Origin of the sequence: Paenarthrobacter sp. FR1, assembly GCF_051106045.1 — a bacterium.
Lineage (GTDB): Bacteria > Actinomycetota > Actinomycetes > Actinomycetales > Micrococcaceae > Arthrobacter > Arthrobacter nitroguajacolicus_A.
On record NZ_JBPFSF010000006.1, the window covers coordinates 139,346 to 152,282 of the forward strand.

General features: G+C 63.7%; 12 protein-coding genes. All 12 read right to left on the minus strand.

Annotation, left to right across the window (positions count from 1 at the left end; genetic code table 11):
• Window positions 1–114: 114 nt before the first annotated feature.
• Complete coding sequence (gene metK, locus ACR30Z_RS13455) at window positions 115–1,344, minus strand: methionine adenosyltransferase (protein ID WP_144648370.1); 1,230 nt, start codon at window positions 1,342–1,344, stop codon at window positions 115–117.
• 76 nt (window positions 1,345–1,420) lie between these two features.
• On the minus strand, window positions 1,421–2,677 hold the full coding sequence (gene coaBC, locus ACR30Z_RS13460) for a bifunctional phosphopantothenoylcysteine decarboxylase/phosphopantothenate--cysteine ligase CoaBC (RefSeq protein WP_434373037.1): 1,257 nt from the start codon (window positions 2,675–2,677) through the stop codon (window positions 1,421–1,423).
• A gap of 27 nt (window positions 2,678–2,704) precedes the next feature.
• A complete protein-coding gene (gene rpoZ / locus ACR30Z_RS13465) occupies window positions 2,705–2,965 on the minus strand; it encodes a DNA-directed RNA polymerase subunit omega (RefSeq protein WP_017197559.1) in 261 nt (86 codons plus the stop codon).
• 40 nt (window positions 2,966–3,005) lie between these two features.
• A complete protein-coding gene (gene gmk, locus ACR30Z_RS13470) occupies window positions 3,006–3,578 on the minus strand; it encodes a guanylate kinase (RefSeq protein WP_144648372.1) in 573 nt (190 codons plus the stop codon).
• Between the two features lie 21 nt (window positions 3,579–3,599).
• Window positions 3,600–3,926 (minus strand): integration host factor, actinobacterial type, encoded by a 327-nt coding sequence (mihF, locus tag ACR30Z_RS13475; RefSeq protein WP_144648373.1) that lies wholly within the window; start codon window positions 3,924–3,926, stop codon window positions 3,600–3,602.
• Window positions 3,927–4,023: 97 nt separating this feature from the next.
• On the minus strand, window positions 4,024–4,899 hold the full coding sequence (gene pyrF, locus ACR30Z_RS13480; RefSeq protein ID WP_434373039.1) for an orotidine-5'-phosphate decarboxylase: 876 nt from the start codon (window positions 4,897–4,899) through the stop codon (window positions 4,024–4,026).
• On the minus strand, window positions 4,892–8,200 hold the full coding sequence (gene carB / locus ACR30Z_RS13485; RefSeq protein WP_434373040.1) for a carbamoyl-phosphate synthase large subunit: 3,309 nt from the start codon (window positions 8,198–8,200) through the stop codon (window positions 4,892–4,894). The genes pyrF and carB overlap by 8 nt, the downstream gene beginning before the upstream one ends.
• A complete protein-coding gene (gene carA / locus ACR30Z_RS13490) occupies window positions 8,200–9,447 on the minus strand; it encodes a glutamine-hydrolyzing carbamoyl-phosphate synthase small subunit (protein WP_434373041.1) in 1,248 nt (415 codons plus the stop codon). The genes carB and carA overlap by 1 nt, the downstream gene beginning before the upstream one ends.
• Window positions 9,428–9,949, minus strand: a complete 522-nt coding sequence (locus ACR30Z_RS13495) for a hypothetical protein (RefSeq protein ID WP_144648377.1) — start codon at window positions 9,947–9,949, stop codon at window positions 9,428–9,430. Before ACR30Z_RS13495 ends, carA begins: the two co-directional genes overlap by 20 nt.
• Window positions 9,949–11,274, minus strand: coding sequence for a dihydroorotase (locus ACR30Z_RS13500; RefSeq protein WP_434373042.1), 1,326 nt, complete (start codon window positions 11,272–11,274; stop codon window positions 9,949–9,951). The genes ACR30Z_RS13495 and ACR30Z_RS13500 overlap by 1 nt, the downstream gene beginning before the upstream one ends.
• Entirely contained in the window at window positions 11,274–12,302 is a 1,029-nt protein-coding gene (locus ACR30Z_RS13505) for an aspartate carbamoyltransferase catalytic subunit (protein ID WP_434373044.1), read from the minus strand. The genes ACR30Z_RS13500 and ACR30Z_RS13505 overlap by 1 nt, the downstream gene beginning before the upstream one ends.
• Complete coding sequence (pyrR, locus tag ACR30Z_RS13510) at window positions 12,299–12,883, minus strand: bifunctional pyr operon transcriptional regulator/uracil phosphoribosyltransferase PyrR (protein WP_434373045.1); 585 nt, start codon at window positions 12,881–12,883, stop codon at window positions 12,299–12,301. The genes ACR30Z_RS13505 and pyrR overlap by 4 nt, the downstream gene beginning before the upstream one ends.
• Window positions 12,884–12,937: the final 54 nt, after the last annotated feature.

Here is a 12,937-nt window from a genome sequence, read left to right on the forward strand (position 1 = left end):
AAAGAATGCCCGCAGCGGGATTGACCCGCTGCGGGCATCTCTCTGGCTCAAGCCAATCATGGGGCACCGACAAAGTAGTAACCACGTGCTGGAGCCTGCCAAAGCTCGGAAATATCAGGCGTTGAAGTATTCCTTCAGGTCAGCCACCCGGTCCAAGCGCTCCCACGTGAAGTCGGGTTCGTCGCGACCGAAGTGACCGTGCGCCGCCGTCTTGGTGTAGATGGGCCGCTTGAGGTCCAGTGCGTCGATGATGGCACGCGGACGAAGGTCGAAAAGCTCGTCGATGGCTTCGCTGATGCGGGCGGGGTCAACCGTTTCCGTACCGAAAGTCTCCACGTACGTTCCGACGGGGCGGGCCTGGCCAATGGCGTAGGCAATCTGGATCTCTGCGCGCTTTGCGAGCCCCGCAGCCACCACGTTCTTGGCGACCCAGCGCATGGCGTAGGCAGCCGAACGGTCTACCTTGGACGGATCCTTGCCGGAGAAAGCGCCGCCACCGTGACGGGAGAATCCTCCGTATGTGTCCACAATGATCTTGCGGCCGGTGAGCCCGGCGTCGCCTACCGGGCCACCAATGACGAAGGCGCCGGCAGGGTTCAGGATATTCGCCGTGCGGGCGATGTCCAGGTTGGAGGCCGACAACACGGGATCGATCACGTAGCTGGCGAGGTCCGCACGAAGCTGCTCAAGGCTTGCCTCTTCTGCGTGCTGGCTGGAGATGACCACCGTTTCAACGGATACCGGCCGGTCGCCGTCGTACCCCACCGTGACCTGTGTCTTGCCGTCCGGGCGGAGGTACGCCAACTCGCCGTTCTTGCGGACTTCGGTGAGCCGCTCCGACAACCGATGGGCAAGCCAGATGGGGGTGGGCATGTACGACGCCGTCTCATCGCTGGCGTAACCGAACATGATGCCCTGGTCGCCCGCGCCCTGGAGGTCGTAGTCGTCTGCCTGGCGGCCTTCACGGGCTTCCAAGGAGTTGAAGACTCCACCCGCAATGTCATTGGACTGCTGGCCGATGGACACGGAGACGCCACAACGGGCGCCGTCGAAGCCGTTGGCGGACGAGTCATAACCGATGCCCAGGATGGTCTCGCGGACAATCTGCGGAATTTCTACATAAGCGTCGGTGGTGACCTCACCCGCCACATGGACCAGGCCGGTGGTGGCCATGGTCTCGACGGCGACGCGGGATTCAGGGTCCGCAGCCAGCAGCGCATCAAGGATGGCGTCGCTGATTTGGTCGCAGATCTTGTCCGGGTGCCCTTCAGTGACCGACTCGGAGGTGAAGAGCCGGAGCTTGGACGGGGTGCCATGGTGTTCATGGTGCAGCGGTAAAGTCACTCGACCACCTTACTGGGTTGCGGGACAGCGGCATCTTCCGTGTGTCCCTGTGCTAAGAATTCGGGTGTGGGCTCAGCTACAAAGCCGGGAAAACCCGCGTGAGTTCGGCACCCACCCGATCAACGACGGCAGCTGCGACGTCAGCCTTGGAACCAGCGGCCGATTGGGGTTCGGCACCATGGCCGGACAGGATGACCACAGAGTTGTCGTCCTGTCCGAAGACACGGCCAATCCCCACCTGATTGACCACCAAAAGGTCGCAACCCTTGCGCTTGAGCTTGGCGGTAGCGTGCTCAAGGACATCGCCCTGGGCATCACCCGTTTCGGCCGCGAAGCCGACAATCAGCTGTTGGCTGCCTTGGGCGTTGCGCCGCTCGACAAGCTCATGCAGGATGTCCGGATTCCGGACCAGGCGCACTAACGGGGCGTCCTCGCCGTCCACCTTCTTGATCTTGGTATCCGAGACTTCTGCCGGACGGAAATCGGCAACGGCGGCAGCCATGATGACGACGTCCGAATCCACGGCCGCTTTCAGCGCTGCCTCGCGCAGTTCCAGGGCCGATTCAACGCGGACAAGTTCGACGCCGGCCGGCGGCTGGACGTCCATATGCGCGGCCAGGAAGCGGACCGTTGCTCCGGCGGCCAAAGCGGCCGCAGCCAGAGCGGCACCTTGCTTGCCCGAGGAACGATTACCGAGGAAGCGGACGGGATCGAGGGCTTCCCTGGTACCGCCAGCTGAAATGGTCACGATACGTCCGGCCAGGGACGTGTGTGCGGCAGGCAATGCCTTCTCCTCGCCACCTGCGGCAGCCTCGGCCAAGGCCATGGCAGCGGCGAAGATGGCTTCGGGTTCCGGCAGGCGGCCGGGACCCGAGTCGGCACCCGTCAGGCGACCCGAGGCCGGCTCAAGTACCGTCACCCCGCGGCTGCGCAACGTCTCGACATTGGCCTGCGTGGCGGCGTGCTGCCACATTTCCGTGTGCATCGCCGGAGCGAAAAGCACCGGGCCGTGCGCCATGAGAAGTGTGTTGGTGAGGAGGTCGCCCGCCTGCCCTGTGGCTGCCTTGGCCAGGAGGTCTGCCGTGGCGGGAGCAACGACGATCAGATCAGCCTCATGCCCCAAACGGACGTGGTTGACCTTCTCGACGTCGTCGAAGACGCTGTTGCTCACCGGGTTGCCGGAGAGGGCCTCCCACGTGGCGATCCCGACGAATCGGGTAGCCGCTTCTGTGGGGATGACCGTCACCTTGTGACCGGCTTCAGTAAAAAGCCGGAGGAGCGATGCAACCTTGTAGGCTGCGATCCCTCCCCCGACTCCGAGGACTATGCGCACGTGACCTCCGTCAACAGGCAGTCAGTTTTATTCTGCGGGCTCGATCGGCGTGGAAACCAAAAGGCCTTCGTTGATCTCGCGGAGGGCGATCGAGAGCGACTTCTCGTTCAGCTTGGTGTCAACCAGCGGTCCAACGTACTCAAACAGGCCCTCGTGAAGCTGGGCGTAGTAGGCATTGATCTGGCGGGCACGCTTGGCGCCGAAGATCACCAGGCCGTACTTGGAATCGGCAGCCTCAAGCAGCGAATCGATCGGCGGGTTGATGATGCCTTCAAGGTTCGTGGACACGAATTCTCCAAATTCTAGCGGGCCAACAAATGCAAGCGCTTTAGCGCTCGTGCGGGGTAAGCCCCATGAGTGAAACAAGCTCGTCCGCTGCCCGGCGAACGTCGTCATTAATGACGGTGTGGTCAAACTCCGGTTCAGCAGCAAGTTCCAGTTTAGCGGTTTCCAGCCTGCGCTGCTGTTCCTCGGGAGTTTCTGTGCCGCGGCCTACCAGGCGACGGACCATTTCGTCCCAGCTGGGCGGGGCCAGGAACACGAAGTTCGCCTCCGGGACGGCGGCCTTGACCTGTCGCGCGCCCTGGAGATCGATCTCCAACAAGACTGACTTGCCATCGGCGATGGCCGCGTTAACGGTGCTGCGAAGAGTGCCATAGCGGTTCTGGCCGTGGACCACGGCCCACTCCAGCAATTCGCCGTCCGCAACCAGCGCGTCGAACTCTTCAGCCGACTTGAAGAAGTAGTGAACCCCGTCCTTTTCGCCGGGCCGTGCCGCCCGCGTGGTGGCGGAAACCGAGAGCCAAACTTCTGGATAGTTGTCCCTGATGTACGTAGATACGGTTCCCTTGCCAACGGCAGTGGGGCCTGCAAGGACGGTCAGTCCAGGATTCTTGCTCACGGATTCCTTCGGGGAGATGCGTCAAACGCGTTGCTGGGTATCCATAAAATCTACCAGCGCCCGGGCCTGATGGATTCCCAACCCCCGGATGCGCCGGGATCCGGCTATGCCAATTTCCGCCATGATCCCGGCCGCCCTGACGGGGCCAATGCCCGGCAAAGCCTCCAGCAATTCCACTACCCGCATGCGTGCGATTGCCTCATCAGAGGCACCTGACGAGATCAGCTCCGCAATGCTGACTTCGCCGCGCTTGAGCCGTTCCTTGGCGGCGGCACGCACTGCCCTCGCCTTGGCAGCCTTTTCCAGCGCATCGGAACGCTCTTGCGGTGTCAGCTCTTTAAGGCCCACTGCCAAACCCCTGTCAGATCGAGATTGTGATCCAGATCACGCGGACTGATCCTGAACCTACCGGCAGGGGCGCGGTTGCGCAATGAGGGTTGGCAACTTACTCCGAGCGAAGCCCATCAAGAGTCTCCTCAGTGGCGCCACGCAGCGCTGCAACGGCAGGACCAGCGGCAAGGATCCCACGGCTGGAAGTGGCCAAGACGCTGGGATACGCCTCGCCGAAGGTCGCTCGGAGATCTGCCGGCGTAGCGCCCTGGGCACCGAGTCCCGGGGCCAGGATGGCTCCGCGCACGGGACCAAGATCGATGTCCAGATCCTCCAGCGCCGAACCAATGGTGGCGCCCACGACCAAGCCAACAGAACCCAGGGCACCTTCATATCGCTGGTTTTCACCGGCAGCTGCGGCAACGATCCGGCGCGCGACGGAATCGCTTCCCCCAACGTGCTGGACCGATTTTCCTTCAGGGTTGGACGTCAGCGCCAGTACGAACACTCCCCTGCCATACTGGGCTGCCAGATCCAACGCCGGGCGAAGCGACTCAAAGCCGAGATAAGGGCTCAGGGTTACAGAGTCCGCAGCCAAGGACGACCCATCGCGGAGCCAGGCGTCAGCGTAGGCAGCCATGGTGGAGCCGATGTCGCCGCGCTTGGCATCCGCGATACTGAGGACCCCGGCCTCCGCAGACGCGGCCAGTGTCCGCTCCAGCACGGCCATGCCGGCCGAGCCGTGGCGCTCGTAAAGCGCCACTTGAGGTTTCACCGCGGCAGCGAGCGAAGCTACGGCCTCCACGACTGTCAGCGAGAAGCGCTCCAGCCCTGCGACGTCGTCGTTCAACCCCCAGTCCGCCAACAACTGCGGATGCGGGTCAATCCCAACGCACAGCGGACCGCGGGAGGCCATGGCGGCAGCCAGCCGGGAGCCGAAAGACTCCCGGGCCGGCCGGGGCGCTTGCTGCGTTGCTGTGGACTCAGGCATGTGCGGCTTCCACTGCGGCCGCCAGGTTGGCTGCGTGCTCCTGCAGGCTGGTCACCGACCACTCATAGGTGCGCAGGGCTTCAATCGCCTGAACTGCGGCGTTGAACTCCGCGACCGTAGTGATGCAGGGAATGCCGATGGACGTTGCTGCAGCACGGAGTTCGTATCCGTCGCTGCGGGCTTCACCGCCGGAAGGCGTATTGAAGACCATGTCGATCTCGCCGGCGATGACGAGGTCCGCAATGGTCCCTTCGCCTTCGGCGCTGCTGCCCTCGGCCACCTTGCGGACCGGCGTCGCCTGGATGCCGTTGCGGCGCAGGACATCGGCGGTGCCACCGGTGGAAACGATCTCAAAGCCGAGATCCGAGAGCCGCTTGACACCCATGATCACCGAACGCTTGTCGCGGTTGGCCACGGAAACGAAGATCTTGCCCTCGGTGGGCAATGCGTTGTTGGCGGCTGCCTGGCTCTTGGCGAAGGCGGTATCGAAATGCTTGTCGATACCCATCACTTCACCGGTAGAACGCATTTCCGGGCCGAGCAGGGAGTCGACCACCTTGCCTTCCGGCGTACGGAAGCGGCTGAACGGCAGGACGGCTTCCTTCACGGCAACCGGGGCGTCCAAAGGCAGCGTGGAACCGTCACCGGTCTCCGGCAGCATCTTGTAGGCGCTGCGGAGCTGGTTGATGGTAACGCCGGTACCGATGAGGGCAGCGGCCTTGGCCATCTGCACGCCCGTGGCCTTGGAGACGAACGGCACCGTGCGGGAGGCACGCGGGTTGGCTTCGAGGACATACAGGACATCGGAAGCCAGCGCGAACTGGATGTTGATAAGCCCGCGAACGCCTACACCCTCGGCGATCGCCCGGGTAGCGGTACGCACGCGCTCGATGACGTTGTTGCCCAGGGTGATCGGAGGCAGGACGCAGGCAGAGTCACCGGAGTGGATACCGGCTTCTTCGATGTGCTCCATGATGCCGCCGAGGTACATGTCCGTGCCGTCGAAGAGCGCGTCCACGTCGATCTCCACCGCGTCTTCGAGGAAGCGGTCGATCAGCACCGGGTGGTCCGGGGTGATTTCCGTGGCATTGGCAATGTAGCGGGAGAGGTTGGCTTCGTCGTAGACAATCTCCATGCCGCGGCCGCCCAGGACGTAGGACGGGCGGACCAGCACCGGATAGCCGATTTCGTCGGCGATCTTCTTGGCGTCCTCGAAGGAAACGGCGGTGCCGTTCTTCGGGGAGGTCAGGCCGGCTTCATCCAGGACGCGGGCAAAGGCGCCGCGGTGTTCGGCAAGGTCGATCGCTTCCGGCGAGGTCCCCAGGATGGGAACACCGGCGTCGGCGAGCTGCTGTGCCAGCTTCAGCGGAGTTTGCCCACCGAGCTGTACGAAGACGCCCATGACGCCGCCCGTGCGCTCCTCGGCCGCAATGACCTCGAGGACATCTTCGAGGGTCAGCGGCTCGAAGTACAGGCGCGTGGAGACGTCGTAGTCCGTGGAGACGGTCTCGGGGTTGCAGTTGACCATGACGGTCTCATAGCCGGCCTTGCGCAGCGCCATGGAGGCGTGGACGCAGGAGTAGTCGAACTCGATGCCCTGGCCGATGCGGTTGGGGCCCGAGCCGAGGATGATCACGGAGGGCTTGGAGTGCAGGCCTACTTCGTCTTCCTCGTCGTAGGAGGAGTAGTGGTACGGCGTGTAGGCCGCGAACTCTGCGGCGCAGGTGTCAACGGTCTTGTAGACCGGGCGGATGCCCAGGGCCTGGCGAACCCCGCGGACGACGGCCTCGTTGTTGTGGGTCAAGGCACCGATCTGCTCGTCGGAGAAGCCGTGGCGCTTGGCGTTGCGCAGCATTTCCTCGGTGAGCACGCCGGCCTTGCGGATCTCCTGGGCGGTCTCGTTGAGCAACTGCAGCTGGTCCAGGAACCAGGGATCGATCTTGGTGGCCTCGAAGAGGTCTTCCACGGTGGCGCCACCCAGGAGGGCCCGCTGTACCTGGTGCAGGCGGTCTGTGGTGGGACGCTTGGCCTTCTCGATGAGTTCGGCGACTTCGTATTCCGGCACGGAGCTGAAGTCCAGCTGCGAACCCTTCTGCTCCAGGGAGCGCAGGGCCTTCTGCAGGGCTTCGGTGAAGTTGCGGCCCATGGCCATGGCTTCGCCTACGGACTTCATGGTGGTGGTCAGCGTGTTGTCCGCTGCCGGGAACTTCTCGAACGCGAAGCGCGGAACCTTGACCACGACGTAGTCGAGGGTCGGCTCGAAGGACGCCGGCGTCTTCTGCGTGATGTCGTTCGGAATCTCGTCCAAGGTGTACCCCAAGGAGAGCTTGGTGGCGATCTTGGCGATGGCAAAACCCGTTGCCTTGGAGGCAAGGGCCGAAGAGCGGGAAACACGCGGGTTCATCTCGATGACCACCACACGGCCCGTGGCGGGGTCGATGGCGAACTGGATGTTGCAGCCACCGGTGTCCACGCCCACCTCGCGAATGACGGCAATGGAGACGTCGCGCAGCTTCTGGTATTCGCGGTCGGTAAGGGTCAGCGCCGGAGCAACCGTGATGGAGTCACCGGTGTGGACGCCCACGGGATCGAAGTTCTCGATGGAACAGACAACAACGACGTTGTCGTTCTTGTCGCGCATCATCTCCAGCTCGTATTCCTTCCAGCCGAGGATGCTCTCTTCGAGCAGGACCTCGGTGGTGGGGCTGTACTGGAGTCCCTGGCCAACAATGCGGCGGAGGTCGTCCTCGTTGTAGGCCAGGCCGGAACCCAGGCCACCCATGGTGAAGGACGGGCGAACCACCATCGGGTAACCCAGGTCCTCGGCAGCGGCGAAGGCCTCTTCCATGGTGTGGATGATGTGGCTGCGGGCAGATTCCGCACCACAGCGCTCCACGACGCCCTTGAACTTCTCGCGGTCTTCGCCCAGCTCGATGGCGGCAATATTCGCGCCAATGAGTTCCACGTTGTACTTCTCCAGCACACCGTTCTTGTCCAGCGCGATGGCGGTGTTCAAGGCAGTCTGGCCGCCCAGGGTGGGCAGGATGGCGTCCGGACGCTCCTTGGCGATGATCTTCTCCACCACCTCCGGCGTGATGGGCTCAACGTAGGTGGCATCGGCGAACTCGGGGTCCGTCATGATGGTGGCCGGGTTGGAGTTCACAAGGATGACGCGCAGGCCCTCCTCCTTGAGGACCCGGAGTGCCTGGGTACCGGAGTAGTCGAACTCAGCCGCTTGGCCGATGACGATGGGGCCGGAACCGATGACGAGGACGCTCTTGAGATCTGTACGCTTGGGCATTACTTCTTGTCCTCAGTCTTGGAATCGGTGGAGTTGGCGTCTGTGGCCTTGGACTTGGTATCGGCCATGAGGTCGATGAAGCGATCGAAGAGGTACGCGGCATCGTGCGGGCCGGCCGCAGCTTCGGGGTGGTACTGGACCGAGAACGCCGGGATGTCGAGGCAGGCGAGTCCTTCAACGACGTCGTCGTTCAACGACACGTGGCTGACTTCCACGCGGCCGTAGCGCTCTTCCGGTGCCACTGTGGCGCCGTTCAGCGGCGCGTCCACCGCGAAGCCGTGGTTCTGCGAGGTGATTTCAACCTTGCCCGTGCGACGGTCCATGACGGGCTGGTTGATGCCGCGGTGGCCGTAGCGGAGCTTGTACGTGCCGAAGCCAAGGGCGCGGCCCAGGATCTGGTTGCCGAAGCAGATGCCGAAGTACGGGAGCTTCTCGTCCAGCACCGAACGCAGAAGCGACACCTGGTGGTCTGCCGTAGCAGGGTCGCCAGGTCCGTTGGACATGAAGAAGCCATCCGGGTTGACCGCGTTGACGTCGTCAAGGGTGGACGTTGCGGGCAGGACGTGCACGCGTACACCTCGCTCGGCGAAGCGCACCGGAGTCATTGCCTTGATGCCGAGGTCTACGGCAGCGATGGAGAAGCGCGGCTCACCTTCCCAGCCGTGATCCTTCGGCTCCACGATGTAGGTCTCGTCGATGGAGACTTCCTCTGCGAGGGCTGCACCTTCCATGGGGGCGCTGGCCAGTACCGCGTCCAGCAGTTCCTTGTCGGTAGCCTGTGCGGCCTCGCCGGAGAAGATGCCTGCGCGCATGGTCTTGTGTTCGCGGAGGTGTCGGGTGATGGCACGGGTGTCCACGCCTTGGATGCCAACGATTCCCTGGTCAACGAGTTCGTCATCGAGGCTGCGCTCGGAACGCCAGTTGGAGGGTCGGCGGGCGGCGTCGCGCACAATGTATCCGGCCACCCAGATGCGCCGGGATTCAGCGTCATCGCTGTTGACGCCGGTGTTGCCGATGTGCGGCGCCGTTTGGACTACCAGCTGGCGGGCGTAGGAGGGGTCGGTGATGGTCTCCTGGTAGCCGGTCATGCCGGTGGCGAAGACTGCTTCACCGAGCGCCGTGCCCTGGGCTCCGTAGCTGCGGCCGCGGAACATGCGGCCGTCTTCGAGCACCAGCACTGCTGCTGAGGGGGTGGGTGTGGTGGCTGCTTTACTATCCGTCACTTTATTACTTTCCACTATCGGCATCTGCCTGAGGGGCTGCGGAGATCAATTCTTGGAGGGCATCGAGGAGGAGCTGTTTGTCTGCTGCATGCCTGGATCGGAAGCCGGTGTCGACTTCCCGGGCGCCCAGCTTCCAGCTGATGACCAGGAGCCCGTCTTTCTCAACGAACTTGCCTGCCATGCCGTTTGCTTCACGACTGTCCACCAAAGCGGAGCGAGGGACGAACACCGGGCCGGCACCGGAGCGGTCGAACAACACGCCTTCAGCGTGGATGCTCAGTTCCGCGGTGGTCCGGATGCCCAGGCCATGGACCGCGATCCGGTCCAGCCAGTCACCGGCCGTAGTGGTGGCCACGTACTGGCCTTCCGCCACGACAGTGGCCGGCGTCAGCTGCTCGGGCACCTCGGGAAGGCGTTCGACGTCGGCTTGTCGCCTGAGCCGGTTACGCCACCCCAGCCAGATCATCGCCAGGACGACGATGATCAACGGCACCGTGATCAACACGGTAAGAGTTTGGTTGTCCATTAGTTGCTGCTGACTGCCGGGTACCTGTACGGCGTGTTGAGCTTGCCGTCGAGGACCGTGGGGTGGCCCTTGAAGAAGGTAGCCACCACGGATCCGGGCAGTTCTTTGCCCTTGAACGGTGAATTGCGGCCCATGGTTGCCATTTTATGAGGGTCAACGGTCCAACGTGCAGCCGGGTCCACCAAGATGACGTTGGCGGGCTCGCCAACCTCCAGCGGACGGCCTTGGTCAGCGACTCGGCCAATGACCGCGGGAGTGAAGGAGGTGACCCTGGCGAAGTCCGCCCATGTCATGAGGCCGGTTTCGATCATGGTTTCCTGAACCACGGAGAGAGCCGTTTCCAGGCCGGTCATGCCCATGGCCGCCTGCGCCCATTCGCATTCCTTGTGTTCGCTGGGGTGCGGGGCGTGGTCGGTTCCCACGACATCGATGGTGCCATCCGCCAAACCGTCACGAAGGGCCTGCACATCTGCGTCCGTGCGCAACGGCGGGTTCACCTTGTACACCGGATCGTAGCTGCGGACCAACTCATCCGTGAGGAGAAGGTGGTGCGGGGTGACTTCAGCCGTGACGTTGATGCCACGAGCCTTTGCCCAACGCACAATTTCAACGGACCCTGCGGTGGAGACGTGGCAGACGTGCAGGCGGGAACCAACGTGCTGGGTCAACAAGACATCGCGGGCGATGATGCTCTCTTCGGCCACAGCCGGCCAGCCCGTGAGTCCGAGGACCGCGGAAACGGCGCCTTCGTTCATCTGTGCCCCGGCCGTAAGGCGGGGTTCCTGCGCGTGCTGGGCCACCACACCGTCGAACGCTTTGACGTATTCCAGCGCGCGGCGCATCAGGACGGGGTCGTGCACGCAGATGCCGTCATCGGAGAACATCCGGACCTGGGCGCGGGAGTCAGCCATGGCGCCCAACTCTGCGAGTTGCTCGCCGGCCAAGCCCACGGTGACTGCACCCACCGGGCGGACATCCACCCAGCCGGACGCACGGCCCAGGCTGTGGACCTGCTCAACGACGCCGGCGGTGTCCGCGACAGGGTTGCTGTTGGCCATGGCGTGGACGGCGGTGAAGCCACCGAGGGCAGCAGCGCGGGTGCCGGTCTCCACAGTCTCGGCGTCCTCGCGGCCGGGTTCACGCAAGTGGGTGTGGACGTCCACCATGCCCGGCAGGGCTACCAGGCCCTTGCCATCGATGACAGTGGCGTTCTCATCGGTGAGGTCCTTACCGCGGGCGGCAATGACGCCGTCGCGGATCAACAGGTCCTCGGCCTCCCCGCCCAGAACGGCGGCCCCACGGATCAGGTAAGTTTTCTCGGCCATCAGTTGCTCTCCTTGCTGGACTGGCTTGCGAAAGCCGGTGTAGCTGCGTTCGTGGGGGCTGCTTCGCGGGAGTCTCCGGAGAGCAGCAGGTACAGGGCGGCCATGCGGACCGATACACCGTTGCGCACTTGGGCAAGAACGGTGGACCGGGGCGAGTCTGCCGCAGCGGAAGAAATCTCCAGGCCACGGTTCATGGGGCCGGGATGCATGATGATGGTGTCCTTCATGCCCAGGTCATCCAGGGCACGCAGCCGGGCGTCGTCGAAGCCCCAACGCCGCGAGTACTCGCGGGTGGACGGGAAGAACGAGGCGTTCATGCGCTCTCCCTGGACGCGCAGCATCATCATGGCGTCGATGCCCGCTTCCAGCGTCTGGTCCAGGTTGTAGCTGACCTTGCAAGGCCAGTGTTCGACGCCGATGGGCAGCAGCGTTGGCGGCGCCACCAACGTGACCTCGGCACCCAGCGTTTTCAGCAACCAGACGTTGGAACGGGCAACCCGGGAGTGCAGGACATCGCCGGCGATCGCCACGCGCATGCCCTTCAGGTCTGCGCCCGTGGACGCTGTTCCGTTGAGCTGCGACCAGTGCCGGCGCATGGTGAAGGCGTCCAGCAGTGCCTGGGTGGGGTGCTCATGCGTGCCGTCACCTGCGTTGATGACGGCGGCGTCGATCCAGTCCGTGGCCGCGAGCCGGTGCGGAGCACCGGAGGCCCAGTGACGGATGACGACGGCGTCCGCACCCATGGCGGCGAGGGTCTGTGCAGTGTCCTTGAGGGACTCGCCCTTGGAAACCGAGGACCCCTTGGCGGCGAAGTTGATCACGTCGGCAGACAGGCGCTTCGCCGCTGCCTCGAAGGAGATCCGCGTACGGGTGGAGTCTTCGAAGAAGAGGTTGACCACGGTGCGGCCGCGAAGGGCAGGAAGCTTCTTCACCTCGCGATCACCGACGGCCGACATTTCTTCAGCTGTGTCCAGGACACGGATGGCGTCGGCCGCGCTGAGGTTCTCAGTGGAAAGAAGGTGCTTCACTTGCCTGCCTCGATAACTACCTCGTTGACGGGCACACCATCGACCGAATCGATTTCCTCGAGGTGGACGCGAACCTTTTCCGAGGATGACGTAGGCAGGTTCTTGCCCACGTGGTCTGCGCGGATGGGAAGCTCGCGGTGGCCCCTGTCCACCAGCACGGCAAGGCGGACAATCCGGGGACGGCCAAGGTCCACCAAGGCGTCCAAAGCGGCGCGGATGGTGCGCCCCGAGTACAGGACGTCGTCAATCAGGACAACTACTTTATTGTCGATTCCGGTCAAAGGGAGCCGGGTGTGGCGTGGGGGCCGAGTGGGCTGGTGGGAGAGGTCGTCACGGAACATGGTGACATCCAGCTGGCCAACGATCGTCTCGGCGTTGACCGTGGAGTCCGCTGCCGCGATTTTGGCAGCAAGCCTGACGGCCAAAGGATAGCCGCGGCTGGGAATGCCCAACAGGACCAGGTCCTGGGAGCCTTTGTTGGCTTCGAGGATCTCGTGGGCGATACGAGTGAGCGCACGATCAATGTCCGCCTGGTTGAGGACAACCCGCGACGGCACGTGCGCTGAAGTGACTTCAGTCATCGCTCGTCTCCCCTTTCCCCGCCTCACGGGACGGAATTAAAAAAGGAATATTTG